The sequence below is a fragment of the Trichocoleus sp. DQ-A2 genome, assembly GCF_039961915.1.
In the GTDB taxonomy this organism is placed as follows: domain Bacteria; phylum Cyanobacteriota; class Cyanobacteriia; order Cyanobacteriales; family FACHB-T130; genus FACHB-T130.
This window is the reverse complement of record NZ_JAMPKD010000022.1, coordinates 1-24681: the sequence shown is the minus strand read 5'-3', so window position 1 is coordinate 24681 and position 24681 is coordinate 1. Positions and strand designations below refer to the sequence as shown.

Here is a 24681-nt window from a genome sequence, read left to right as displayed (position 1 = left end):
GCTCCTCTAGAGGCAAGAAGTCTATCTGTTGCAGACAAAAAACCAAAAAGTATGAGTTTCTTGCATAGATTCTGTTTTCTTTAGTGTTAGTAACAAATGTGACTAGAAAGTGACAGCGATCGCAAACAAAGTCGAATGTGCCGATTGTCGTCCAGCACAGCCATCTCGGTTCTCGCTAAGCTGAGAATACTAGCTCAACATGATGGCTGATGCCAGCAGCGATGAATCACAAAAGGATTTTTCGATTGATTCAAATTCAACAAACTAAAACAGCAACCAGCAGAAGCATACCCGCGCAAAATTTAAAGGCAACCATCAGGCGTCAGCGACGACCAAGGATAGCTTGGATATTCTGGATACCGATGGCTCTAGGATTGGTAGGGTGCGAACCTGCCGCAGAGTTATTGCGGCAATTGCCTGGACAGGATGTACCCGAAGCGCCGAAATTGCCTAACAGCGCCGCTCAATCCCCCACCAGTGCCCAGATGGAAGCTTCTGTCCGTCAGCGGATCAATGAAGTCCGCCAAAAGAATGGCTTAAATCCACTTCAAAACAACGAAAAATTAGCACGGGTTGCTCGCAATTACAGTCAGAAGATGGCTCGTGAGAACTTCTTCAGCCACGATAGTCCAGATGGCAGCACTTTGACTAAACGGGTTCGTGCGGGGGGAATCTCCTACTGGATGGTTGGGGAGAATTTGTTTAAAAGTGTGAATGCTCCCCAACCCGTACCGTTAGCTGTTGAGGGATGGATGAATAGTCCCGGACATCGTGCAAATATTTTGCAAGCCGAATACGCCGAGACGGGTATCGGAGTTTGGCGGCAAGGAAACACTTGTTACATTACGCAGTTATTCTTGCGATCGCAATTTTCACCCAAAGATTTATTCAAGTAATTGTGATGACAATTGCTTGACGACGATCTGGAACTGCTGTCATTAAAGAAAAAGCCCTCTTGCTGTTGAACGAGAGGGCTGTATTTTATGGTGTGAGGAGTAGAACTTTGCAGTTCTTACTATCAGCCTAGTCAGCGAATGTGACGTTTTGGTGACTATCCGATGACATTTCTTACACCATCAGCATTGGCTGCCATCCATCAATTAGAAGAGGCATCGCTGCCGCTGCATTCCCAGATTTAGAACGACAATGCATGGCTAAGTGTTTAGAAAGCTGCCTGTGTCGGGTTAGCCGAAAAACCTATTGCATCATTCAGGCACTCGCCAAGGCAGCGGATAGAGATATAGAGAACGGCTTAATCTTTTTCGGAGCATACGCCGGACGCGCAGACCGAATTATGTCTGTCGCTGAGGTGATGGCGGAGTTAACCGGAACGTGTTGAGATCGAATCGGGTGCGTACCTGCCTGTGGCGGGATCTCTTTTAGCGCTCGTATTTCCTGACAAGTTCCTCAAACTGCGTTTCTATAATGAGACTGGGGAATAATACCTAGCTTGAACGGTGATGGCTGAGCGAACCTCTTTTCAAGAGAACCCCCTACAGTTGCAACACTTAAAGGCAACAGAGATGACTATTGAAGAGATCCTGAATCGGTATGCCGAAGGCAAACGAAGCTTTCAAAGGGTCAACCTGCGAGAGGTTGATTTGCAGAATGCTCACTTTCATGGTGTGAACTTCAATCAGGCAGATTTACGGCAAGCGCGATTGGGTAAAACGGACTTTAGCCGAGCCAGCTTCCGGGAGGCAGACCTCAGCGAAGCGCTCTTGTGCGGAACTGATTTGAGCGAAGCTGATTTGGAGCGAGCCATTCTACGAGAGGCAGACTTGAGTGGTGCCGAGCTGAGTTACGCCAATCTGGAGCGAGCGAACTTGAGTAAAGCAACCTTAGGAGGTGCGAATTTAGTCCGCGCCAGATTATTTCGTGCCAATTTGTTTGACGCCAATTTGCGTCCTACGTCCGACCAAGCGACGGATCTGAGTCATGCGATTTTAAGCGATGCAGACCTATGCTACGCCAATTTAAGTGGAGCTGTTTTATATAGGGCAAATCTAAATGGTGCAAAGCTTTGCCGCGCTCATTTAAATCGAACGCCACAACAAGGAATGAAATCAACCGATTTGAGCGCAGCCAACTTGCGAGGAGCTGACTTGAGTTATGCCGATCTCACAGGAGCAATTTTACACAAGGCAAATTTGAGAGATGCTGATTTGACAGGCGCTGTGCTGACGGATGCAGAGTTGCAGGGAGCAATCATGCCCGATGGATCGGTACAGTGAGGGGTTACTAACCCCTCACGCGGAGAGAGCAGTGAAGTTAATGGCTAGACTGGTTATTTCACAAGTGTTCATAGAACTTTATGGCATAGCTTTGGTTTAAGTCGTTCCATATTCTTCGTTTTGTAGCCTGGTTTGCAGGGGCTATAGTTAGCCATTTCTGCTAGTGCCCTTTAACCTTACCTGCCTTGTGTGTTAAAAACCTAACTTCTATATATGTTTTGTTCAGCGTCCATCATTGGAGTAGTTCATGTCAGTCGTACTCAAGCAACATGTACAAAAAACCGTGGCGGCCAAAGAACAGCAGCACGTGGTAGAAATTGCAGAAAAGTTGTTGATGTATCTTAATTTGAATGAGGTACAACAAGCAATAGAAAATGCCAACCAACCAGGTGCAAGTAGTGCTAAGGTACAAAGTACCTTTAATGAGTTCGCTACTAAAAAGCTTGGCTTTCGTAGTGAGGCACGAGGATTATTCAATAATTATTTAACCGCAGGTTTACGGCCTGACTACTACTTATCCTTAGGTGAAACACTTAACACAGGCATTTTGCTAGAAGTTGAACGGGGCAAGACAACCATGAATAATATGGATATTCTCGACTTTTGGAAATGCCATATCTGCGAACATGCTCATTATCTATTCTTACTCGTACCACAAGAACTTCGTCAGAAGGAATCTGCAACAGTTCGACGCGAGTTTGAGACTGTTAATCGAAGGCTTAGGCCGTTCTTCGATCTTGAAGAAAACTACACAAATGTTCGAGGGCTATTCCTGTTTGGTTATTAGCGAAGAGGGCTAACAATACGATAGAGTGGGCAGAACGAAAAAGCTTGGCGGGGAATGTAGAAGTTGTTTACCGCCGTTCATCTTAGCCGTTATGATGACGAATATTGGTAGTAGCTCATTGCTAACCAAGGAATGAGCGCTCTGTGGAGTAAAGGTGATAGCCTCTCAATTCCCAAACCGTTCCTCGCAGAGCTTCAGCATCAACTGGTTTGAAAAGTTAATTCGCAGGTGATGACTGCGATCGCAAGATGGAACGGTAATTTGTTTGGTGCTTTCAACCACTTGGATTGAGATGTGCAAGAAGCCAACCAAGCGGAGCGAAGCTAGGTTGCGAGGAAGTTTCTGTCTATCTCCCTGAACTAGCATCCGACCCGGAATATTTCTACCGATTCATCTGATTTGGTCTGATACCAGGAATGCAGCAATCTATCAATCTGATGCGAGAGTATTAGGCAGAAGCTTTCAGTCTAATAAGGCTTAAGCTGGTGTACCATCTTCCAAGATGGTTTCATTTTCAATCAATTCATAAAATTGCGAAATTTGTTCGGTATATCTGATGTGATAAACCCTTTTAGTATTTTGCGCCTGCTCGATATACCCACGATATTTGGGGGTCAAATATTTGTAACATAACCAAAGCACGCGGTAGCTATTCAGCGAACTCTTTAATATTGGACTTTTTTCGGGCCAGCCTTCTGGGGGTTTAAAAAAACCTGCGATCATTCGTTTAGTTACCCACCAAAAATGCACATAGATTGGTAGATCCACAAAAACCAAAGTATCCGCTTCATCAAGTCGCAGCCAGACGGTTTCCTTGCAACCAAAACCGTCAATAATCCATCGGTCAGTAACTAAAATTTGCTGATGGGCGTGCTTATAGACTTCATGGGGAACTGGCGTGCCCCCCGCTTGATATTGAATCTTGTCCAAGACGTGAAGTGGCAAACCCGTGATTTCGGATAGTCTCTTGCTTAGAGTTGATTTACCGCCTCCAGCATTGCCAAATACTGCTACTTTTTTCATCGCCATTCTCCTTTTAGTCCTTTTCTGTCACCTCGTAGACTAGATTGAGTGATGAAACCGAGCAATTCCAGTCCTTTGAATACCTAAAAAAACGCTTGCACCGGACGGTCGGTATATACTTATGCTGAATTATATTTTACTTGCCGCCTGTGAAGCGCAAGCCGTTATGAGGATGAAGATTGGTAGTAGTCCATTACTAGCTGACGAGCGATCGCCCTCTCGCCACAGAGCGCTCGTCTGACCATGTAGTATCAGTATAGACATCTATCTTTAGATGTATTAAAGTGCCACTTCGCCGGGTGGCATTATAGCCTTGAGTAAGGGCTGCCGATCCCCATTCACGAGATATTGCTATGAATAGTTCTCTTAAGTCTGAAACATCCATGAAGGGACTCGAAATTCCTTTAGAGCGGGATATATTTTTACGTACCTTAATTCGAGAGTTGGCAGGTACATTACAGGATGTCGTGGGCTTAGAGGAAGCCTCCGGGTTTATTAGTGTCGTGGGTCAAAACATGGGGAGGCAAATCGACCGGGACTATAAAGCGGCTCTAGAGGTATCCCATCTAACGCGAGAGCAAGTTGCTGATGTTTTGGTAGATTTGAAGAAGCGAATCCAAGGTGACTTTTATATTATTGAACAAACGGATGAAAAGATTGTCTTAGGGAACCGGGCGTGCCCGTTTGCCGAAAAAGTCATCGATCGCCCCGCTATGTGTATGATGACCTCCAATGTTTTTGGCTCCATTGCAGCGGACAATCTGGGGTACGCCAAAGTAGAACTGCAAGAGACGATCGCAATGGGTGCGCCTGGATGCCGTGTGGTTGTTTATTTGAAACCCACCCCAGAGGCAGAAGAAAGTCACGGCAGAGAATACTTCAAAGGAGAGAGTGAGGGAGATAACGAGGGGTGACGCCCGAACAGTTTCTCGAATTCGCTAGACCTTTACCCGAACCCATGCTCCTAATTGCCGGAAATGGTCAGCTTCTGGCTGCCAATCCGCCATTTTCCAAGATGCTGGGGCTACCCCGTCAGCTCCTGCAAGAGAAAATGCTCTTTGAGATGGTCGTCGATCCTGCTGATAAGGTTAAACAGTATCTGCGTGCTTGTTCCAGCAGTCGAGAAATGGTGATTGGCTCATTAACCTTCAATGCTAACAATGGAGAGACTTGCTTGTGTCGCTGTGAAGGAGCGGTCATCCGACCGCGATCGCCTGAATCCCCGGCACTTATTCTCTTACGCTTGAAAAACAAGGAATCTGCCAGTAGCCGATTCACCCTGCTGAACAAGAAGATCGATGAATTAGCCAAAGAGATTCGGCAGCGTCAACGAGCGGAAGAAGAGCGAGCTAAACTTCTGGTGCAGGAACAGAAAGCACGAGTAGAAGCTGAGAAGCTGAATCGATTGAAGGATGAATTTCTATCTACCGTATCCCACGAACTGCGAACCCCTCTCAATGCCATCCTTGGCTGGTCTAATATCCTGAGAACTAGCAAGGTAGACGCAGCCAAGATGCATCGGGCGCTGGAAACGATAGAGCGCAATGCCAGATCCCAGGCACAGTTGGTTGACGATCTCCTGGATATTTCCCGCATCATTACAGGCAAGATTCGCCTCAATGTGCAAACAGTTGACCTATTGCCCGCGATTCAGGCAGCAATCGATACGGTGCGTCCTGCCGCTGATGCCAAGAACATTCGCTTGCAGTCGGTGCTCGATCCAGCAGCAGGCCCTGTTTTAGGAGACTCCGAGCGATTACAACAGATTGTCTGGAATTTGCTCAGCAATGCGATCAAGTTCACACCGAAACAGGGGCGGGTTCAGATTGGTCTGCAACGGATTAATTCTCATATTGAGATTGTGGTGGCAGATACGGGTCAAGGCATCAGTGCAGAATTCCTCCCCTACGTCTTTGAGCGCTTTCGTCAGGCAGATGGTTCCATCACTCGTTCCTTTGGCGGATTGGGGCTGGGTTTAGCGATCGTTCGCCAATTGGTAGAACTGCATGGCGGAACGGTGCATGCTCAAAGCCCTGGAGAAGGACAAGGTGCAACATTTACCGTCAAACTACCCCTGCTTGCCGTTGGGCCAACAGCGATTGAACCAGAACGGGTGCATCCAACCGTGGGAGACAGTGTCCCATTTGACTGCTCCTCTCAACTAGAGGGATTGAAGATACTGATCGTGGATGATGACCCGGATATGCGGGATTTGCTCGCCTACACGCTGGAAGTTTGTGGGGCAGAAGTCATCGCCGCCGCTTCAGCAGACGAAGCAATCTCAGCACTGACCCAATCTTCACCACCGATGGATATATTAATCAGTGATATTGGGATGCCAGATGAAGACGGTTATGCTCTGTTGCGTCGCGTCAGAGCTTTGGAGTCAAACAATAAAGGCAGAATTTCCGCGATCGCCCTGACCGCCTATGCTAGAACTCAAGACCGCACGGCTGCGCTTTTAGCAGGCTTTCAATCCCATATTGCCAAACCCGTTGAACCTGCTGAATTAATTGCAGTAATTGCCAATTTAACTGGACGAATCAGCGGTACCTAGAATATTACCGAACCGTTCCTCGCAATGCCTCAGCATCAATCGGTTTAACAGGTAAATTCGCAGGAGATGACCGCGATCGCAAGCTGGAGCGGTAATTTGCGGAATGCTTTCAACCACTTGGGTTGAGATGTGCGCTCGCAGAAATCTTTAAATAGCGATCGCAACAGCAATGTAAACGGCGGAAAAACTCCGGATGTTCTGTAGAAAAAAGCGGCTCTACAAGCGAGATTTCCAGGTTTACCAGAGTTGAGGATGCGATCGCATCCTCACTGCTCACCCACCGCTCTCCTGAATTCCCACCGCCAAACGAATCTTCTCCGGCAAAAAATTCAAATCGTCTCAATTACAAAAATTTACTTAAAACTCTCTCACTTCAAGCGCAAGCGGGGGAAGATAAAAAGGAGTTTTTCTTCGCGACGGTTTGGATTGGGTTCGGGACTCCCGGAATGGAGAACCCAATTAATTCGGTTTTTCCCGGCGAGATTTGCTGGTTTCCAAGGCTGGTTATTCAGTTAATTCTGAATTCCAAGGTTACTATCACTTTCTGGTCACATTTATTGATGACCCTGAAGATGGAAACTTACCCGACCCTGTAACAAAACGATTGATGATAAGGAGTTTTGGTTATGGTTGGAATCCTCATCACCTGATTAGTCACTACTATCAGTTTTTTAATTATTTCCCGGCTGCCGATTGGCGTAGAAATCGACACTTTTGGAAAAGCCGCAATTTCCGCAGCAGTTTTTGGAATTTTGAATGCTCTCTTAAAACCCATCTTAGGGTTCTTCACCTTTCCATTCATTCTTTTGTCATTTGGTTTATTCCTGTTTGTCTTAAATGCAGTTATTTTCGGTTTAGCCGCTTGGTTAGTGACAGGATTTCGGTTACGGTGGGGTTTTTGGAGTGCTTTGCTTGGCTCCCTGGCGCTGAGCATTGTTAATTCTGTACTTTTCCATCTGCTAGCATCGCTCAGATTGTAAGCGCAGGCTGGTTCTGAGCGGGGAGAGAGAACCGGAAGTAGAGGGTTCAGAGAGTCCGGATTGAGTGAGAGTAACTGTCTAGAAGGATCGGTTTTTCAATTGGTAACGCACTAGCGTCCTAACATTTTCAGCAGACAGTCCTAATTCTTGCGCGATCGCAGCTTCCACCTGACTGAATTCTGTTACTGGAAACTCAAATTCTAACTTTTTGAGTGTCGAATCTGTCGTTTTGACCTGTACTTTGGTAAATCCCTGCTCTTTGTCAATTTCTGCTTTGATGACTAGCAAGGTGACTGAAAGTTGCACTTCCAACTGTGTATCAGCTTGAAGCTTATCAACCGTATCGTAGGAGCGACTTAATGCTTGGTCTGTTACCAGTCCACCCCCAACCCAAAAAATAATTCCTAGCAGGGGTAGAGGTAGCCAAAATTCTAGCCCTAAAAAATGTAATCTTTGTAACCAACGGGGAGAGGACATAGGGAGAGGTGAGGAATTTTAGCTTCACAGCCAATTGAGTTTAAGGGAAAAAAACAATCAAATTCGACATCAAAAGTCAAAATTTAAAAGATAAAAAAAGAGAAGATTCACTTTTGACTCTTGATTTTCTTCGGTACTCGATAAAAATCTGACTGGTGGAAGACGTGCGATCGCTTTAGGCTTCTCTACTATGAGCAGCGCGATCGACGATTCTCCGGAAAAGAGGTTTCACTAAAGCGTCTTATGAGAATTTTACTGGTAGAAGACGACCCCGAACAATTAGAGCCACTAAACGCAGCTTTGTTGCAAGCCGGACATATTGTCGATGGCATTGAGGATGGGGAAACTGCCCAATGGCTGATCTCTCAAAAAGACTATGACTTGTTAATTTTAGACTGGATGTTGCCGACAGTCAGCGGGTTGAGCCTTTGTCGCCAGTATCGACAAGCAGGGAAAACCTCGCCGGTGCTGATGCTGACTGCCAAAGACACGACTGTGGATAAAGTTACGAGTTTGGATGCCGGTGCTGATGATTATCTGGTTAAACCGACTGATATTATCGAACTTTTGGCACGGGTGCGGGCATTGGGAAGGCGATCGCCTCTATGGCAGGGAGATATCCTCCGCATAGAAGATTTACAACTGCACTTGAATAGCTTGACTGTTGAACGGGGACAGACAACTATCCAATTGTCCGCCCGCGAGTTTCAGCTATTAGAATACTTCCTGCGCCACCCTCATCAGGTCTTAACCCGCGATCAAATTGAACAAGCCTTGTGGGAGTGGGGTGCAGAACCAGAGAGCAATGCCGTAACTACCCTTGTCCGGAGGCTGCGGCAGCGTTTGCAGTTAGTCGGTGCGGCAGATTGGATTGAAACAGTCTATGGCATGGGATATCGCCTCAATCCTTCGGGAAGTCAAAAGTAAAAAGAGAAGAAATTCAAAAGAGAAATGAATCAAAATGACAGAATAAATCTTTCTTTTGCTTTTTGCCTGTCTTGCTCCAAGATTCGGGGAAGCAAAGATACACCCGAATTTGGGGCGCTTTTTAACTTTGCTTTTTTCCATGTTTGGTCGTAGCCGTCACAATCTGGCTCGCTGGTTCACCCTATCAATGGGAAGTATTTTGGTGATTTTTGCAGGAGTCGTCTACTACGTAGAAGTTGCAGACGCGCTCTTAGCATTGGATCGATTACTCTACCAACAAACCAAGGTGATGGCAGCGAGCGTGAATTATGAGCGTCGCAATGGTCAGTGGCAGGTAGAGCTGGACAATGTGCCACTTTTGGGAAATAACCCACAGCCGTTGGATAGTGGGCTGGCGTATGGGCGTTGGTACGATGCCAAAGGGCAATTGGTGCAATTTTTTGGTACGCTTCCTCCAGAGAAGCTGACGGTGACAGATGGATTTCAAACCATCAAAACTGCCAATGGCTCTGCACGTTGGCTGCGTCAGGTAACGCTGCCTGTCTACGAGAAGAGTGTATTAATTGGTTATCTCCAGGTTGCGACTTCCCTGACATCCACTCAAGAGGCTTTGTCTGAATTGCGGCTGGTTCTGACGCTCTTGGTGCCAGTCACCTTGGGGGTAATTAGCCTGACTGGGTGGTTTTTGGGGGGGCTAGCGATGCAACCGATTCGTCATGCTTACGAGCAACTGCATCGCTTCACCGCAGATGCTTCCCATGAACTGCGGACACCATTGGCGGCGATTCTTAGCAATGCACAAGTCGGGTTGCTGTCTGACGATCGTTCACAGCAACGGCTTCGGCTAGACAAGATTGTGAATGTTGCTAAGTCAATGAATTCGCTGGTGAGTAATCTGCTGTTTTTGGCTCGGAATGATGGGTCATTATCTCCTGAATCTTTGAGAAAGATTAATCTAACTCTTTTGCTACAGGAGCTAGCAGAGAATTATGCAACGCAAGCAGCCACCAAAAATCTAAATTTTGTTAGTAATCTGCCGACTGAGAGCTTGGAGGTGAAGGCCGATCCAGAGTTGCTCCGTCTGGCGGTGATGAACCTGCTGAGTAATGCTTGCAAATATACCCTGGAGGGCGGTGAAGTTCAACTGCGATTGTTTACGCGATCGCATCTGGCTATTATTCAAGTTTCAGACACTGGGATGGGGATTGCGGCGACTGATTTGCCCCATATTTTTGAACGGTTTTATCGGGTGAATCGCGATCGCTCTCGCACTACAGGGGGTTTTGGTTTGGGATTAGCGATCGCTGAGCAAATCGTCAAAGCTCATGGAGGTGGGATCGAAGTCACCAGTGTAGTCGGTCAAGGATCAACTTTTCAAATTGAGCTGCCACTCCAGTAGCAAAAATAACCTGGCGATTGGAAATCGCGGCTACGCCAACCCCCCTTACCCCCCTTCAAGAAGAAGAGGGGACATAAGTTGCTTCGCTTCTATTCAACCAAGTCCGCCTGCGCGGAATCAATTCAGCCTGCGGAGGCAGGCTTTGTTTGTGTAGCCCCAGACTTCCAGTCTGTGGGGGATTTGCAAATACGGGATGCTCCCACTGTCACTTTCTAGTCACATTTGTTGCCAACACTGAAGATAGCAGGAGCAGAAGGTTATCACTCCTAAATCATTTTTCTTTAGTTAGTTTTCAACACTTTTTTTCATGGAGTTAGTGTAAATCCGATGTTGTTCAGAGGTACTTCTCTACTCTGCCTTGCCGCTCTGGCTGTTGTTTGTAGTGGTTTATCAGCTCAAGCTGAAACTGACGACTTCACCCCTAAGACAGATGCGTTTGCCAGAGTACCTAATCATAATTTTGAATCAAATAAGACTCCAATTCAATCTGACCAAGTTACAACTTTCTTTGTACAAGAACAAGTGAATGTAGCGAATTCAGGTTCACCTGATTCTGTTGTAAAGGTACTGACAGAATCAACAATTCAAGAGCAAGATTTTTCAGAAATAAAATTGCCAACTGCCACTGCATCAGCCGAGGCGAATCAATCTCCATCTAACCTTTCTAGCGAGACAAAGCAGGAAATTCCTGAGAAAACAGCGATCGCAACCTCCGATGCGGTAAACCCAGAGCAGATTGTAGACAAAAGGGTGAAAACGTCTGCGTCGGCTTTGACTGTTGAACCTTCAACACCTCAACTCCCAGAAGCAGCGACGACTGAAACCACAGCGCCGGAAATCGCTCAAGTGGATGTAATACCTGGTAGAGCCACTCGCTCTGGCCCAAGTTATATCGGGGTTGCAGGCAACATTGGATTAGGTGGCGATACGACTTTAAGTGAAGGTGCCTTTGCAGTCATTAGCAAAATTGGACTCACCAGAAATTTATCTGTGCGACCCGCTGCTTTATTTGGCGATAATACAGTTTTTCTGGTTCCACTTACTTACGATTTCCCATCTCAAGGAGTGGAACAAATCAGATACCGTGTAGCCCCTTATATTGGAGGCGGAGTGGCGATTTCAACGGGTGACGATAGCACTATTGGCGCACTGATTACGGGCGGGGTCGATGTTCCATTATCATCCCAATTCACCGCAACCGCTGGCGTGAATGTCGGTTTTGTTGATGAAACAGAGGTGGGATTATTAATCGGAGTTGGTTACACTTTCTCAGGACTTTAAACCGACTTTGCTTTAATCTTTTCACATCGCAACTCAAAGAAATTACGATCGCAACGGTGAAGGTGCCAGAATGAGCAGACGGGTAAACGACAGTCTCCCAAATCAAGTCTTCGCGGTAAGCAAAACAGCAGCACCCAAGCCAGCGCTGGCTTTCGTAGACGCGATCGCCCTAATTGTTGGCATCGTGATTGGTGCCGGGATTTTCGAGACGCCCTCTCTAGTCGCCGCTGCTTCTGGGAGTGAAGTGGTTGCACTTTCCCTGTGGATTCTGGGTGGCGGGATGTCCTTAGTCGGCGCATTGTGCTACGCAGAATTGGCAACGGCATATCCTCACGCTGGGGGCAATTACTTTTACTTGATGCGTGCCTTCGGCAAAAACATCGCCTTCTTTTTTGCTTGGGCGCGAATGACGGTGATTCAAACAGGTTCGATTGCCCTGTTGGCGTTCGTATTCGGAGACTATGCCTCGCAATTACTGCGCCTTGGGAATTATTCATCCTCACTTTACGCAGGGATTGCGATCGCCCTGTTGACAGGTTTAAATATCATCGGCGTTCAGCAAGGAAAGTGGGCGCAGAATTGGCTAACAGTCGCCAAAGTGGGTGGCTTGCTGTTGGTGGTAATTGGGGGTTTAGCCTTTGCCGTTCCCAGTCTCCCGGAGGTGCCTGCTGCACCGGCAACATCCCAAACAAACTTTGGGATGGCAATGCTTTTCGTGCTGTTGTCCTATGGCGGCTGGAATGAAGCGGCTTATATCTCAGCCGAGTTACGCAACGTCAATCGAAACATGGTGCGATCGCTGCTAGTGAGTATCGGCATCATCACGACAATTTACTTAGCGATCAACTTCGCATACATCCACGGTTTAGGATTGGCGAACATGGCAGCCTCAGAAGCCGTAGCAGCGGATTTGATGCGTCGTGCAGTTGGCGAACCTGGTGCTTGGTTTATCAGCTTCCTGATTGCCATTTCCACCTTAGGGGCGATCAACGCCACGATTTTCACCGGCGCACGTACCAACTACGCCCTCGGACAAGATTTTTCCTGGTTCAGCTTCCTCGGACGCTGGCACCATCGCGCCAGTACGCCAGCTAATGCCTTGCTAGTGCAAGGTGCGATCGCGTTAGCCCTCGTGTTCCTGGGTACTCTGACCCGCGAAGGCTTTAAAACAATGGTGGACTACACCGCGCCGGTGTTCTGGTTCTTCTTCCTACTATCGGGTGTCTCGCTGTTAGTGTTAAGAGTTCGAGAACCGCAAGTATTGCGACCCTTCCGCGTCCCTCTCTATCCTCTGACGCCCCTACTTTTCTGTGGAATCTGTGCTTATTTACTCTACTCCAGCGTTGCCTATACAGGGATTGGGGCGCTTGTCGGAGTAGGTGTAGCGATCGCTGGCGCACCGCTATTGCTGTTATCTCGTCGTCGGCAAATTTGAGCAAAACGTTAACAACTCAAAAGGAGAAGATGCAATGCAATTACAACAAATTAAGCTGTTGCTGGTTGCTAGTTTGAGTGCGGGTAGCTTCTTGTTCGCAGGCTGCACCCAACAACGCCAGTTCGATGCACAAGCTCAATCTGATGCTCAAACCCAAGCGCCCGCCGCCCCGACCGCACCGAGTGTTCAAGTCGAAGCACCCGCAACCGACGTTCAAACCCAACAACAGCCAGCGGATGTGCCCTTTGTACCAACGCCCGAAGTCGTCGTCGCCGAAATGCTTAAACAGGGGCAGGTAAAAGGGAACGATGTACTCTACGACCTCGGTAGTGGCGATGGACGAATCGTGATTACCGCTGCAAAACAATTCGGCACTCGCGGCACTGGTGTAGATATTAATCCGCAGCTGGTTCAGGAAAGTCGAGAAAATGCCCAAAAAGCCGGTGTAAGCGATCGCGTGCGGTTTTTACAACAAGATTTATTCACCACTGACCTCAGCGATGCCACGGTGGTAACGCTTTACTTGCTTCCGGATGTTAACTTGCGCTTACGACCGAAGCTACTCAAGGAACTCAAACCAGGCACTCGGATTGTTTCGCACAACTACGACATGGGTGAATGGAAACCTGAACAAGTGGTGCAGGTAGAAAGTAGTCCCGGTCGCCAGCACACGATTTACACCTGGGTTGTGCCTGCAACTATCCCAGAGAATTTGAAATAAACGGGATATCCGGTTGCAACTTTCATCAAATAGAACGAATCCTGCGAATACTGTTTCCCAAATCATCTGCAACAGAATCTCTCAACCTACCTTTTTGCGATTCAGATCCCCAACTTCTCCAAGAAGTTGGGGATTTCTCCTGCACCAACCCTTTAGAACTGCTATATACAAACTTATCGGTTCTGTATAAACTTAAGCGTTATCCCAATTCAATTCACTGAAAATCAATTAACAGGAGGAATCTCAAAATGTCATCCCCAATTCGTCCCCCATTTACTCAAGAAACTGCACTTGCCAAAGTAAAAGCAGCCGAAGATGCTTGGAATACTTGCGATCGTGAACGAGTCGCTAATGCCTATACAGTTGATTCTCAATGGCGAAATCGTACCGAATTTTTTACGGGTCGAGAAGCTATCAAAGAGTTTCTGAAGCGCAAATGGGCAAAAGAACTAGACTATCGCCTGATGAAAGAATTGTGGGCGTACACGGATAATCGGATTTCTGTACGCTTTGAGTATGAATGGCGTGATGCACAGACGAATCAATGGTTCCGCACTCATGGAAACGAACACTGGGAATTTGATGCTGATGGGCTGATGAAAAGGCGCGATATGAGTGCGAATGACTACCCAATTCAAGAACAAGATCGTCGTTATTAATTTTAAGTGAATCCTCGAAAACTTCGCCTCAATTCGTTGTAATGGGCTTTCGCCCAGCCTACATAATTCGAGAAAATAGAAGAGGAATTAATGCTTGAGTTGGATCGCGTTAGCCTCTTTAGAATTATTTTCACCTGGGGTTATTTCTAGCTGTTTGGGCGTAAAACTTGCGAAGCAATCAAGTAGTAACTCTCGTTTCAGCGAGTTGTACTTGGTTTGACCTTCTTTTCGGATCTGGATTAATCCTGCTTCCGCAAGTGTTTTGGAGTGGTGACAGAAGAGAGCTAAACTAATCCCTAAATAATTGGCTATCTCGCTGCCGCTCATTTCCTCACAAGAAGCTAACATCTCCACAATCCTCAAACGTGTTGGATCGGAGAGAGCTGCAAAGATTTTAGCCCGAAGTTCTATGTCTTGAACGGCAGCTTGAGACGCAGAGGGCAGTTGAACGCTATGGTTGTTATCGATCATGGGAAGTAGGGGTTACTAAAAGAAGCCACGAGAAAGCCCCAACAAGACTCTGCATTACTCCTGATGTCAACACTAAAAGAAGGTTGAACGACGGTATAGGCGTGTCTGACGTGGATGTATGCCGTTGGCGAAAACTCACCGTCTTACTTCTATTTTACGTCTTGGCGCTCAGTATTGAAATAGTTAAACAACCACTTGACTATTGGGGAAAGATTGTTCTAGTATTTAGTCAAATGGTTGTTTAACTACTAAACCCTTTAGGGGATTGAAACCAGATTGGTAACTTTTAGCAGCGAGTTGAGTGGATGCGATCGCATGAAATGATGCAATGCGCTTTCTGCAACAGCTGCTGATACTCTCCTCACCTTGATCTACAGCCTGAAGGAGGCTGGAAACCATGTCAGACAACGCGAAATATGTCACCTTGACCGAAGACAACTTTGAAACCGAAGTCCTCGCAAGTTCAGTTCCAGTTGTGGTAGATTTCTGGGCGGCTTGGTGTGGTCCTTGCCGGATGCTCAACCCATTAGTTGCAGAATTAGCTGCCAATTTTGAAGGAATTGCTAAGGTTGGCAAGCTGAATATTGACGCCTATGGACACATCGCTACACAATACAACATCCAAGCCGTGCCAACGCTGCTGTTCTTCAAAGATGGTGTGGTGGTGGATCGAACCACTGGCGTAGCTCCTTTGGAAGTGCTGTCTGACAAGCTTCAAGCTTTACTTCCACAGAACAACTTAACCACAAAGCCAGTAGCGATTAACTAACTATCTAGTTTGTTGGCGGTGCGGGTAACTCTTATCCGCACTGCTCATACACTAGCTAGCTAGAGTTCCTGATGTCTGCGTTGTGCAATCAAAACTGTAATGTCATTCCAATGGAGATTAAGTCAATGAGCGAGAATATCAATCTTTTCTCAACTGTTCAGCTGGGTTCTTTAGAACTTCCCAATCGAATCGTGATGGCTCCCTTAACCCGGATGCGTGCGGGAGCGGGAAATGTTCCTAGAGCGATGAATGCGACTTATTATGCACAACGGGCATCGGCGGGGTTAATTATCGCAGAAGCCACTCAAGTATCGCCTCAAGGACAGGGATATGCGAATACCCCAGGCATTCACTCAGCAGAACAGGTGGCAGGATGGCAACTGGTGACAGATGCAGTTCATGCTCGTGGGGGGCGGATTTTCTTACAGTTGTGGCACGTTGGGCGGATTTCTCACCCATTACTGCAACCAGGAGGAGAACTGCCAGTAGCGCCCAGCGCGATCGCACCAGAAGGTGAAGCAATCACTCTTGAAGGGCCAAAACCCTTCGTCACGCCTCGCGCCTTAGAAACAGAAGAAATTCCAGGAATCGTCGAACAATACCGCAAAGGGGCAGAAAATGCCTTAGCTGCTGGATTTGACGGGGTTGAAATTCATAGTGCCAACGGTTATCTCCTTGACCAGTTTCTTGAGGATGGGACGAACAAACGAACCGACCAATATGGCGGTTCAATTGAGAACCGTGCCCGACTTTTGATGGAAGTGACTGAAGCGGTCGTCAGTGTTTGGGGTGGACAACGGGTAGGAATTCGCCTTTCCCCAAGCGGCACTTTCAACAGTATGTCTGACTCCAATCCATCTGCTTTGTTCAGTTATGTAGCCGATTCACTCAACCGTTTCAACCTCGCTTATCTCCACATCGTTGAGCCAAGAACCGATGGCAATACTAGCCTCGATAACTCTACAGGAGGCTTGTTTACCGAATACTTCCGTCCTATCTTCAAAGGGACTTTAATCGCCGCAGGAGGATATGACCGTGACTTAGGGAATGCTGTTTTGGCTTCTGGTAATGCAGATTTGGTGGCTTATGGCAGACTGTATATTGCCAATCCAGATTTGCCAGAACGGTTTGCACTCAATGTTTCCCTAAATAAGCCTGATCGCTCCACCTTTTATGGTGGCGATGAGAAGGGATATATCGACTATCCAAGCCTTGAATTACAGACGGCTTGAGTTGATTTGTTTCCTCACAGAGAACCTCCTCCCCACCCCCTGTCCTTTAAAGAGCTACGGTCTACACACAAGTGACTTGTTTTGCTCATCAAAGCGCTCCCAGACCTAACAAGAACTATGAAGAAATGAGAGCCATGCTCAAAGGCCCTCTCCGTTCACGGAGAGGGGTTGGGGGTGAGGTTCCTTATTTCTGTCTTTAATTCTCGTTCATAGATTAACCGCATAGGAAGGTTATGAAGGAACTGTCAGCGGCACACCATTGTCTTTTGGTGCCATTTGCAATAAAAATGGCACCGCTTTTTTAACCCAATCTTTCACCGCTGTGTAAGCAGCCGCTTCTTCTCCAAAACAAACCTCTAACATATCAGTATGAATAATGCCTGGGTTGAGGGGAATCGCCGCCATTCCCGAAGGTAATTCTTGAGCCAACGACTGAGTTAATCCTTCAATTGCCCACTTGGAAGCACAATAAGGTGCAAATTCAGGCGAGGTGGATCGACCCCAAGTTGAACTCAAGTTGACAATGATGCCATTGTTCTTCTGAATCATGGCTGGAACAAAGGAGCGGATTACATTCGCGACTCCTTTAATATTGACATCAATGAGTCGAGAAAATTCCGTGCTATCAACTTTCCAAAGCGGGGCGGGTAGATTGATTAATGCGGCATTATTAATTAATAAATCAGGGGATGAGTATTTATTTAAAAGTTGCTCAGCCCAGGCTTTCACTTGATGTTCATCCGCAACATCTACGCTGGAAAAATGATGGGGCGTTCTAAATTTTCGCTCAAGCTTCTGTGTTGCTTCTGTAGAACGGGCGCACCCACAAACTGTATGACCTTGCTCAATAAATTTTTCAGTCATGGCAAGACCGAGACCCCGACTTACCCCTGTAATTACAATCAGTTTTTTCATGAGTTAGACTAATTTAGGATTTTAGATTTGGGATTTTTGAAGGGTCTGGCGGGAAGAAGCCATGAATCGCATTTCTACAACCCAAAATTTAATTGCCAGCTAAGGGTGAATTGTGCCATCAGGCATGATTGCTTTTTGGAGTATCGTCCGCGTCAGGTTAACGCCGGTGAGGTTAGCGCCGGTAAGATTCGCCGCAGTGAGGTTAGCGCCGGTAAGATTAGCACCCCTCAAGTTCGCTTTGTTCAAATTAGCGCCGGAGAGGTTCGATTTGCTGAGGTTAGTCCATCTGAAATCAGCCTGAGTCAGGTTCGCTTCGCTCAAGTTAGACCTAAAGAGATAAGCACCATTGAAGTGAGCCTCGATTAAGTTTGCTTTGTGTAGGTCAGCTTTGTAAAGGTAAGCTCCTAGTAGTTCAGCGTCGTAAAGATTAGCATTACTGAGATCGACGGCTATTAGGTTCGCTGCCATCAAGTTAGCTTCGCTGAGGTTCGTTCTAGCCAGCTTTGCTGCACCGAGATCGGCTTTGTGAAGATTAGCGCTTCTGAGATCGGTGCCGATCAGGTTCGCGTTAGTTAGATTCGCTCTTCTTAGGTTAGCGCCTCTGAGGTCAGCCCCGATCAGGTTCGCATCGCCCAGATCGGCATCGCTGAGGTTGGCTTTGCTGAGGTTCGCAATGCTGAGGTTCGCTTCACTCAGGTTTGCTTCCATTAGGGAAGCGGAGTGGAGATTTGCATCGCTGAGGGTAGCATGGCTGAGGTTAGCGGCGATGAGTAAACTATTGCCCAGATCCGCCCTTCTCAGGTTAGCGCCTGTGAGGATTGCGCCTCTGAGGTTGACCCCTCTGAGGTTTGCTTCGCTCAAGTCTGGTTCTATTTGTCGGTTTTTTCTTCTCCACTCAATCCATTTCACTGCACCGTTCTGAAGTAGTGCAAGATGCTCTAGATTTGCCATTTGGATTTCCTTTGCTTAACCCACCAGTGCTAACGCATTGACTTTAATCTGAAGTGGCTTTCTTTGAAAGCAAGCGATCGCCCATTTGTAAAGAGCGATCGCATTCCCCTTCTCTCCCTCGTCATCCCCATCCTTTCGCTATTCTTGACGCCAACTAGCAGGATTTTCACGACCAGGCACGCCTTCTAGCGCCACCAACGCCGCCGCAGAACCCGCCAGAATATCCTGTTCTGCTCCGCCCAAATAGAGGCGTCCGAAGCTTCCCACAGCTTGCACTTCCAAGATGTTAATTGCCGCCGCTTTCTCCGCCGCATTCGCCGCCAGTGCTGCATAAGCGGCAGGTTGAACTTCTAATACATAAAGCGTTTGCCCTGCCAGAAGTAGCTGTCCTCGTCGCGTGCGATTGATCAGCTGCGTTTGGTGAGCATCAATGTTGCGGATAATCTGGCTAGAAACGACGTGCGGCTTGAGACATTCATTTCGATGCACTCCCAGCGCCTCCAAAATGGCTTTACCCGCCGCCCGCGTCTCCCCTTGGCGGCTGGAATGCACTTCTAGTAGCCCGTATAGTCGTTCGACCACCTGCACCCCTGGACGTACAGAGGCAGCTTTGAGGGCGACATCAGTAATCCGGTTAATTTCAATGCCCGGTGAGATTTCAATCCACAGCGACGTATCTCCTGGCAATGGCAAGAACCCTAGTGCTACCGTCCCCATGTAAGCTGCGTGCTGAGGCTGCAAGCTGTCTAGAAATACGTAACTGCGTAGTTCTATGCCCAAGGTAATTAACTCCGGAAGTTAGAAAAAAGGAATCGGGTGCAACATCTGAGTTTACCGCGATCTCAGATCGCCAGAAGCTGCATCTGGTCAGCCAATAAGAGAAGCGATCGCTTCCCGCCGAAGGACTCTCCCATTTAGGGATTTGAAGACTCACGCAACCAGGGTTCTACCTATTTATAGACAATCGGGTTCTACCCCTTTATAGACACAACCACCCAGACAGGCGCGTTAGCTTAATTCACATAAGTTAACAATAAAAGAATACACCTTTAAGTTATGATGCCTAACCTGTTTGAAGCAACCAAAGAATATTGGCGCAAATTAGATCAGTTAGAAGCTGCCTATGAAAAGGGCGAAGTCTCGATTGAAGAGGTAGATGCTAAAGTTCAATTGCTGATGGCTGAACTCGGACGAGAACGCCGTGCAGCCTTTACCTATGTTTTTTATGGCTTGCGCCGTCTTTGGGATGAGCAACGGGAAACCATTGTTGGGGTGGCAATTCTCGGAGTTCTCGCGGTTTTCCTTCAAATTGAATACACCTAAAATTCCTAATCGGGTCTGATACTGAAAAATGGCGTGGGTTGTTCTGAATGAATCTCGATCGGGGATTGTAAAGATGACCGACGCTTCGGCAACCTGGAATGTATTGGGTGTGTCACGTTACAAAAGAGCGATCGCCCAGAGACCAGCTTAATATTGTAGCCGCCGAGCGATTTTCCTCCGTCTGGGCGCTCATTAACCATAATGTAAAGATTTTTATCTAGCGCGTGTCAGTTGATCAAGTGTCACGTAGTAGAGTATTAGCTCGATTGAACAAGCGATATTCTTTAGTTGTGTGAGGAGCAAGTTTAGAAGAAAAAGCGTCTGGGGTCGAAACACGGCAAGACTCCCAGGCGCTTTTTCATATCTGTCAAAATCCTTCAACAACGAACTACAGCCCAGATTCATGGCTTATCTTGTCTCCAGAAACGACACATTTGGACTGATAAGCAGGTAGCCAATACTTTGAGATAGGGAATGGATGGGGCTTTTGACCCAACCCCTAACTCCTCTGCAATGCCCAGAGGAACTGTGAAAATGGCTCTGGCTCCCGTTCCCTGCATAGGAACGGGTTGGGGGTTAGGTTTGCCTGAGCCAAAAAATATTGGACTAGATGATTTATTACATTTTGTTTATTCCGAGATGCAGATACGCTGCTGAGTGATGAGCGTCTAGAGTAACCAGTATCAGCACACTTCTTGAGATTAAGCACTATGACAGACGAGCCACGCCTAGAGGAGCAGGCCCTCTCCCAGGCTGTCGAAATGGGGTTATCTAGCCAGATGGATAGCGTAGAGAACATCAATGTAGATGTCCGAACCGATTTGCTGAAGATGGCTCAAGGAAAGGCTAATTCAGTTTCGGTTGAAGGTCGGGGTCTGGCGATTCAGAAAGATATTCGCGTGCAGGAAATGGAATTGCACGCCGATAATATTGCGATCAATCTCTTTGACGCGATATTCGGGCAGATTAAGCTGAACCATCCGCTAGACGCGACTGCCCGTGTTGTCCTCACCGAACAAGATATCAACCGCGCTTTAAACTCAGACTACATCCGCAGCAAGTTTCAAAGCATGGAGTTGAATGCGGATGGTCAAATCGTGACCTTGGAACCGCAAGAACTGGAAATGCATCTGCCGGGTGAGGGCAAGATGGAATTCAGTGGAAAAATGCTACTGCATGACGTGGATAAGGCTCGACAAGTCGGTTTCGCCGCCGTAGTGCGTCCGCGTACTTCTTCAACGCCAATCTTGTTGGAGGGGTTTAGCTGTAATCCTGGACAAGGCATTTCACTGGAACTCACGATCGCCTTGATGGAGAAGTTAGGAGAACTGGCAAACTTGCCCTATTTTGACCTCCAAGGGATGGCAATCCGCATTAAGGAGATGGATGTACAAGAGGGTAGTTTAACTCTTTATACCGAAGCCTACATCAAGCAAATTCCCGATCAATGATCGAGGATGAAGGGCGCGATAGCGAAGCGCTGCTGCTTTCAGCAGATCGCATCCATCAAGCGGTTCTCCCTTCAACCCATTAGCGTACCGTAGGCTTAGCCCCGACAAAACCGCGATAACCCCAGCTTCTAGGAGGAAACCATGACAGAGTTTCAAGATTTTTTAAAGCACAAATTTGCCTATGTTGCGATTGGAGAATTCAAACCTGGCAAATTTGATGAGGCTGAGCAACTCTATGAAAAAGCTGTCTCAACCTACACGCACGGCTTTAAGGGGTCGTACTTACTGCAAGAACCAGGGACTGACCGAGGAATCGCTATTATTCTTTGGGAGAGTATCGAAGATATGCAAGCCAATCAAAGCGAGGCATACCAAGCCATCTTAAATCAGATGAATCCTTTGTTTGAGGAAGCGCCGACCACTGCTTTCTATGAAATTGTCAGTGAAATTCAGCCTACAAATGCAAGTGGTGAATCCCCATCCATATAATCAACCCGAAAAAGCGATCGCTCTATCCGGTCGGAGAAATTTGAGTCATTTGATGTCAAAGGCTTTCTCGCGGGCACTCCTGACTCCAACTTGATGGCGAGATCGATGAGGAATCGCACATGACCAATGGTTGAAGCAAGGCCAGCTTCGTTTACAGGACACCCAAACCGGGGGAAGGATTCTTGGGGATGTTGCCAACGCAACCATAGCTTTCCATCAATCACTTTTGTGCTAATTGACCAGCCTTTATATTGGCTGGGAACTTCTTTAACGTCAGTATCAAGGACGTTGGATGTTACTGAGGGTTGGGGTTGACTCGGTGGGATCATCATTAGGGCACGGGAACTTCATGCCCTAAATATCGGTGAAAATACTATGGCGAATCGTGATTCAACCCGCAAGCAAAAGTGATTGTTTAAAAAGATTTAGGTGACAGAACTTTGGAACCCCTCGTGATGCACCTCGGATGGTGAGTGTGAGGTGCATCACATTCGCAAGCAGGAGAGCGGTTTGGTAGAATTCAGGTGGCGTCGCCATGTCAAAATCTACGGCTAGCGATCGCTTGAAACGTGCAAGTATTGAAAAGCGTATCCACGCAACCGGCTCAACACCCCCCGATTTGTTGACGCACCTTACTCAACCCGTACCAGGTTTTTTCGCCCACAATTCCGTCTGCTAATAGACCACTACGCAGTTGAAAGGATCTCACAGCAGCTTCAGTGTGGGGTCCGAAGATTCCATTCACTTCTTCATCAAAATCACCAGATAAAGACAGTACACTCTGAAGCGTGATGACTATCTCACCTTTAGCGCCTCGTTTCAGCACTGGCATATTTACGGGAGCGCCGGTGTAGAGAGCCTGCCAGGTCATTTGACCCACGACGCCATCTTCTTTGAGAAACATCCAATTTTGAAAAACAAGAACGGCAAATTCGACTTCTTCATTAAAGTTTCCGTTGATAGCTCCGTTATAAGCAAACCTTTTAGTTAATAGTTGTTGTAATTCTTTTACTGCGGCTCCAGAGTTCCCTATTTGCAGTACGGGCTTATTGAGTTGAGCTGGTTTGACTGATATTTGAGTTGATTCTTTAGCAAGCATGGCTTAACTCTCTTTGAATTCCTGTGTTTGACTATTCCAAACTAACCAAAGCGTTCTCCCTTCCACCTCGCACGTTCAGTTCATGCAACTGGATATTTCAATATCCCGCTTGTTGGTCACCCATTAGCAGGAGGTGATAAAAACTACTGAGTGGCTCCTTGATTCGCTCCCAGGAACCAGAGACGGCTTGGTCGAGAAGGTTTGTCCCAACTTAAGTTGGCAGTCTTATGATGGGTTTATGGCGCGTCAAGACATCGACTTGCGTCAAGTTGGGAAGTGGGATTTTTGCTTTTTATGATTCGTGGCAACAGTTTTGGTTATTCTTGTCAGGCGTGACCTATGACAGTAGCAAGAGCAAATCTGCTCTTGAGGTGCGATCGCATCCACAGCTAAACCGATGAAGGTAATTCAGCAAACTTTTACATTACTCACCCTGCGAGAACGCCCAGTTGGCATTTGGATACTGAGTAGTTTTACCGCTGTTTTAGGGCTTCTCGTTTTTATCTCTTCCAATTGGCCGATTGATTTTTTTGGATTGTTCTGCATTTTTTGCGCTAACTTGATGATGTTTGGAAGTCCGGTGAAGACTTGCCGATTTGATAAACATCTCAATCGAGTAATTCTCAAACAAAAAGGCTGGCTGGGAACTCAAGTAACGGGTTATTCAATTGACAAGATTACGGACGTTCAAGTAGAAGAATCTAACTTAGGAGGAATTCGCTTTTACCGGCTTACTCTGACGCTTTTATCAGGACAGCGATTTTATTTAACTCCGATTCCTAGCACTGACTGGCAATTACAACAAAGTTTGGCTAGCTACATCCAGCAATTTCTCAGCCATTAAAGTGGCGGCAAAAACGCTATGAGCGACTCTTTTGAGTAGACGCGATCGCGTGTCTTCAAAGCGAGGCGTTCGCCTACCCCTGACAAGTCTGTGCTATTTACCAATCCACCTCATCCGCATCAATCCGTTGGAGCTGGGAATGATGAGGAAAGTCATACCACCCATCATCCGTTGTGTAGCCTATGCGATCGCCCGCCTCGTATTTCACCACTACCCCTTCCGTACAAAAGTCCAAGCGCCTGACTCGACACCCAACCGGAAACTGCTCAACCAGTTTGGGTGAGATGCAGGGTTTGAGAGCGACCGCGCTAGTGTTCACCATTTTCAGACCTCGGCGCGAAGAGTGCTGCCACGAGCAATGCTAGTTTGAGTGTAGCCCCTTCACTCCACTACTGCTAGTGTTGCTAATTCTAGTAAAGTGTGTTTAACCCTACCAGTGGGGCTGGGATCAACTAAAGGAAAGGTAGAGGATCGTTGCGGGACGCTGATTTCACAAGCTTTTCCGGGGAAAAACGGTATCAAATTAAACAATCTTCACGGTAGGTATAGCAACCGCCAAGATAGTTAGGACGTAGAGTAGAGATCACCTGTTGTCCTGAAGTTATTCAAGCTGCTCATGGCAAACCCCTATAGTTATGACCTGCGTCAGAAGGTGAT

33 protein-coding genes are annotated in these 24681 nt (G+C 47.2%); 20 read left to right on the top strand and 13 right to left on the bottom strand.

The window, feature by feature from the left end; translation table 11 throughout:
* Positions 1-245: 245 nt before the first annotated feature.
* The 4 genes from NC997_RS20285 (at position 246) to NC997_RS20270 (ending at position 3021) form a co-directional block, all read left to right on the top strand.
* Positions 246-896, top strand: a complete 651-nt coding sequence (locus tag NC997_RS20285) for a CAP domain-containing protein (protein ID WP_242031267.1) — start codon at positions 246-248, stop codon at positions 894-896.
* Positions 897-1150: 254 nt separating this feature from the next.
* Entirely contained in the window at positions 1151-1339 is a 189-nt protein-coding gene (locus NC997_RS20280; RefSeq protein WP_190416070.1) for a hypothetical protein, read from the top strand.
* Between the two features lie 184 nt (positions 1340-1523).
* Positions 1524-2234, top strand: a complete 711-nt coding sequence (locus tag NC997_RS20275; RefSeq protein WP_190434909.1) for a pentapeptide repeat-containing protein — start codon at positions 1524-1526, stop codon at positions 2232-2234.
* Between the two features lie 247 nt (positions 2235-2481).
* The gene (locus NC997_RS20270; RefSeq protein WP_190434800.1) at positions 2482-3021 is read left to right on the top strand and encodes a hypothetical protein; all 540 of its coding nucleotides are present in this window, start codon (positions 2482-2484) and stop codon (positions 3019-3021) included.
* Between the two features lie 165 nt (positions 3022-3186).
* On the opposite strand, the gene NC997_RS20265 is transcribed toward NC997_RS20270, so the two are convergent.
* Together NC997_RS20265 and NC997_RS20260 are read right to left on the bottom strand one after the other, a co-directional pair.
* Positions 3187-3387, bottom strand: a complete 201-nt coding sequence (locus NC997_RS20265; RefSeq protein ID WP_190434797.1) for a hypothetical protein — start codon at positions 3385-3387, stop codon at positions 3187-3189.
* A 111-nt stretch (positions 3388-3498) separates the two neighbouring features.
* On the bottom strand, positions 3499-4044 hold the full coding sequence (locus NC997_RS20260) for an adenylate kinase (protein WP_190434794.1): 546 nt from the start codon (positions 4042-4044) through the stop codon (positions 3499-3501).
* 353 nt (positions 4045-4397) lie between these two features.
* Between NC997_RS20260 and NC997_RS20255 the strand changes: the two genes are divergently transcribed.
* Positions 4398-4958, top strand: coding sequence for a methanogen output domain 1-containing protein (locus NC997_RS20255; protein ID WP_190430577.1), 561 nt, complete (start codon positions 4398-4400; stop codon positions 4956-4958).
* Positions 4955-6601 carry an ATP-binding protein gene (locus NC997_RS20250; RefSeq protein WP_190525415.1) on the top strand — a complete coding sequence of 549 codons (1647 nt, stop codon included), beginning with the start codon at positions 4955-4957 and terminating at the stop codon, positions 6599-6601. Before NC997_RS20255 ends, NC997_RS20250 begins: the two co-directional genes overlap by 4 nt.
* Positions 6602-6710: 109 nt before the next feature.
* On the opposite strand, the gene NC997_RS20245 is transcribed toward NC997_RS20250, so the two are convergent.
* A complete protein-coding gene (locus tag NC997_RS20245) occupies positions 6711-6944 on the bottom strand; it encodes a hypothetical protein (protein ID WP_190525414.1) in 234 nt (77 codons plus the stop codon).
* A 319-nt stretch (positions 6945-7263) separates the two neighbouring features.
* Here NC997_RS20245 and NC997_RS20240 point away from each other — a divergent pair, with 319 nt between their 5' ends.
* Positions 7264-7581: a phage holin family protein gene (locus NC997_RS20240; RefSeq protein ID WP_347276060.1), complete on the top strand. Its 318-nt coding sequence runs from the start codon at positions 7264-7266 to the stop codon at positions 7579-7581.
* A gap of 78 nt (positions 7582-7659) precedes the next feature.
* On the opposite strand, the gene NC997_RS20235 is transcribed toward NC997_RS20240, so the two are convergent.
* Positions 7660-8058, bottom strand: coding sequence for a hypothetical protein (locus NC997_RS20235; protein WP_190434782.1), 399 nt, complete (start codon positions 8056-8058; stop codon positions 7660-7662).
* 243 nt (positions 8059-8301) lie between these two features.
* Here NC997_RS20235 and rppA point away from each other — a divergent pair, with 243 nt between their 5' ends.
* The 6 genes from rppA to NC997_RS20205 all read left to right on the top strand — a co-directional run bounded on the left by rppA (position 8302) and on the right by NC997_RS20205 (position 14480).
* Complete coding sequence (gene rppA, locus NC997_RS20230) at positions 8302-8985, top strand: two-component system response regulator RppA (RefSeq protein WP_190414564.1); 684 nt, start codon at positions 8302-8304, stop codon at positions 8983-8985.
* A gap of 139 nt (positions 8986-9124) precedes the next feature.
* On the top strand, positions 9125-10384 hold the full coding sequence (locus tag NC997_RS20225) for an ATP-binding protein (protein ID WP_190525413.1): 1260 nt from the start codon (positions 9125-9127) through the stop codon (positions 10382-10384).
* Between the two features lie 702 nt (positions 10385-11086).
* Positions 11087-11665, top strand: a complete 579-nt coding sequence (locus NC997_RS20220; RefSeq protein ID WP_347275833.1) for a hypothetical protein — start codon at positions 11087-11089, stop codon at positions 11663-11665.
* Between the two features lie 70 nt (positions 11666-11735).
* Positions 11736-13100 (top strand): amino acid permease, encoded by a 1365-nt coding sequence (locus NC997_RS20215; RefSeq protein ID WP_190525412.1) that lies wholly within the window; start codon positions 11736-11738, stop codon positions 13098-13100.
* Positions 13101-13134: 34 nt separating this feature from the next.
* The gene (locus NC997_RS20210; protein WP_190525411.1) at positions 13135-13821 is read left to right on the top strand and encodes a class I SAM-dependent methyltransferase; all 687 of its coding nucleotides are present in this window, start codon (positions 13135-13137) and stop codon (positions 13819-13821) included.
* 248 nt (positions 13822-14069) lie between these two features.
* Entirely contained in the window at positions 14070-14480 is a 411-nt protein-coding gene (locus NC997_RS20205; RefSeq protein WP_190525410.1) for a nuclear transport factor 2 family protein, read from the top strand.
* Between the two features lie 87 nt (positions 14481-14567).
* Here NC997_RS20205 and NC997_RS20200 read toward each other — a convergent pair whose 3' ends face one another.
* A complete protein-coding gene (locus NC997_RS20200; protein ID WP_190525409.1) occupies positions 14568-14951 on the bottom strand; it encodes a metalloregulator ArsR/SmtB family transcription factor in 384 nt (127 codons plus the stop codon).
* 397 nt (positions 14952-15348) lie between these two features.
* Here NC997_RS20200 and trxA point away from each other — a divergent pair, with 397 nt between their 5' ends.
* Both trxA and NC997_RS20190 read left to right on the top strand, forming a co-directional pair.
* Complete coding sequence (gene trxA, locus NC997_RS20195) at positions 15349-15720, top strand: thioredoxin (protein WP_190414557.1); 372 nt, start codon at positions 15349-15351, stop codon at positions 15718-15720.
* Positions 15721-15845: 125 nt separating this feature from the next.
* The gene (locus tag NC997_RS20190; protein WP_190525408.1) at positions 15846-16952 is read left to right on the top strand and encodes an alkene reductase; all 1107 of its coding nucleotides are present in this window, start codon (positions 15846-15848) and stop codon (positions 16950-16952) included.
* A 231-nt stretch (positions 16953-17183) separates the two neighbouring features.
* On the opposite strand, the gene NC997_RS20185 is transcribed toward NC997_RS20190, so the two are convergent.
* The 3 genes from NC997_RS20185 to NC997_RS20175 all read right to left on the bottom strand — a co-directional run bounded on the left by NC997_RS20185 (position 17184) and on the right by NC997_RS20175 (position 19598).
* Positions 17184-17867: an SDR family oxidoreductase gene (locus tag NC997_RS20185; protein ID WP_190525407.1), complete on the bottom strand. Its 684-nt coding sequence runs from the start codon at positions 17865-17867 to the stop codon at positions 17184-17186.
* Between the two features lie 99 nt (positions 17868-17966).
* Positions 17967-18818: a pentapeptide repeat-containing protein gene (locus tag NC997_RS20180; RefSeq protein WP_190414555.1), complete on the bottom strand. Its 852-nt coding sequence runs from the start codon at positions 18816-18818 to the stop codon at positions 17967-17969.
* Between the two features lie 138 nt (positions 18819-18956).
* Positions 18957-19598, bottom strand: coding sequence for a hypothetical protein (locus tag NC997_RS20175; RefSeq protein WP_190414554.1), 642 nt, complete (start codon positions 19596-19598; stop codon positions 18957-18959).
* 276 nt (positions 19599-19874) lie between these two features.
* Between NC997_RS20175 and NC997_RS20170 the strand changes: the two genes are divergently transcribed.
* Positions 19875-20141: a hypothetical protein gene (locus NC997_RS20170; RefSeq protein WP_190414553.1), complete on the top strand. Its 267-nt coding sequence runs from the start codon at positions 19875-19877 to the stop codon at positions 20139-20141.
* A 5-nt stretch (positions 20142-20146) separates the two neighbouring features.
* Here NC997_RS20170 and NC997_RS20165 read toward each other — a convergent pair whose 3' ends face one another.
* Positions 20147-20341, bottom strand: a complete 195-nt coding sequence (locus tag NC997_RS20165) for a hypothetical protein (RefSeq protein ID WP_348257821.1) — start codon at positions 20339-20341, stop codon at positions 20147-20149.
* Positions 20342-20542: 201 nt separating this feature from the next.
* Positions 20543-20701, bottom strand: a complete 159-nt coding sequence (locus NC997_RS20160; protein WP_348257820.1) for a hypothetical protein — start codon at positions 20699-20701, stop codon at positions 20543-20545.
* A 150-nt stretch (positions 20702-20851) separates the two neighbouring features.
* Between NC997_RS20160 and NC997_RS20155 the strand changes: the two genes are divergently transcribed.
* Positions 20852-21592, top strand: a complete 741-nt coding sequence (locus NC997_RS20155; RefSeq protein ID WP_190434754.1) for a DUF2993 domain-containing protein — start codon at positions 20852-20854, stop codon at positions 21590-21592.
* A 141-nt stretch (positions 21593-21733) separates the two neighbouring features.
* Complete coding sequence (locus tag NC997_RS20150; protein ID WP_190430564.1) at positions 21734-22081, top strand: antibiotic biosynthesis monooxygenase; 348 nt, start codon at positions 21734-21736, stop codon at positions 22079-22081.
* Here the strand turns inward: NC997_RS20150 and NC997_RS20145 are convergent.
* Together NC997_RS20145 and NC997_RS20140 are read right to left on the bottom strand one after the other, a co-directional pair.
* Positions 22042-22413, bottom strand: coding sequence for a hypothetical protein (locus NC997_RS20145; RefSeq protein ID WP_190525406.1), 372 nt, complete (start codon positions 22411-22413; stop codon positions 22042-22044). The genes NC997_RS20150 and NC997_RS20145 overlap by 40 nt on opposite strands.
* Positions 22414-22685: 272 nt before the next feature.
* Positions 22686-23180, bottom strand: coding sequence for a peptidoglycan-binding protein (locus NC997_RS20140; RefSeq protein ID WP_190525405.1), 495 nt, complete (start codon positions 23178-23180; stop codon positions 22686-22688).
* A 227-nt stretch (positions 23181-23407) separates the two neighbouring features.
* Between NC997_RS20140 and NC997_RS20135 the strand changes: the two genes are divergently transcribed.
* A complete protein-coding gene (locus NC997_RS20135; protein WP_348257819.1) occupies positions 23408-23581 on the top strand; it encodes a hypothetical protein in 174 nt (57 codons plus the stop codon).
* On the top strand, positions 23578-24024 hold the full coding sequence (locus NC997_RS20130) for a hypothetical protein (RefSeq protein WP_190434744.1): 447 nt from the start codon (positions 23578-23580) through the stop codon (positions 24022-24024). Before NC997_RS20135 ends, NC997_RS20130 begins: the two co-directional genes overlap by 4 nt.
* Before the next feature lie 97 nt (positions 24025-24121).
* On the opposite strand, the gene NC997_RS20125 is transcribed toward NC997_RS20130, so the two are convergent.
* The gene (locus NC997_RS20125; RefSeq protein WP_190414545.1) at positions 24122-24346 is read right to left on the bottom strand and encodes a hypothetical protein; all 225 of its coding nucleotides are present in this window, start codon (positions 24344-24346) and stop codon (positions 24122-24124) included.
* Positions 24347-24681 lie beyond the last annotated feature (335 nt).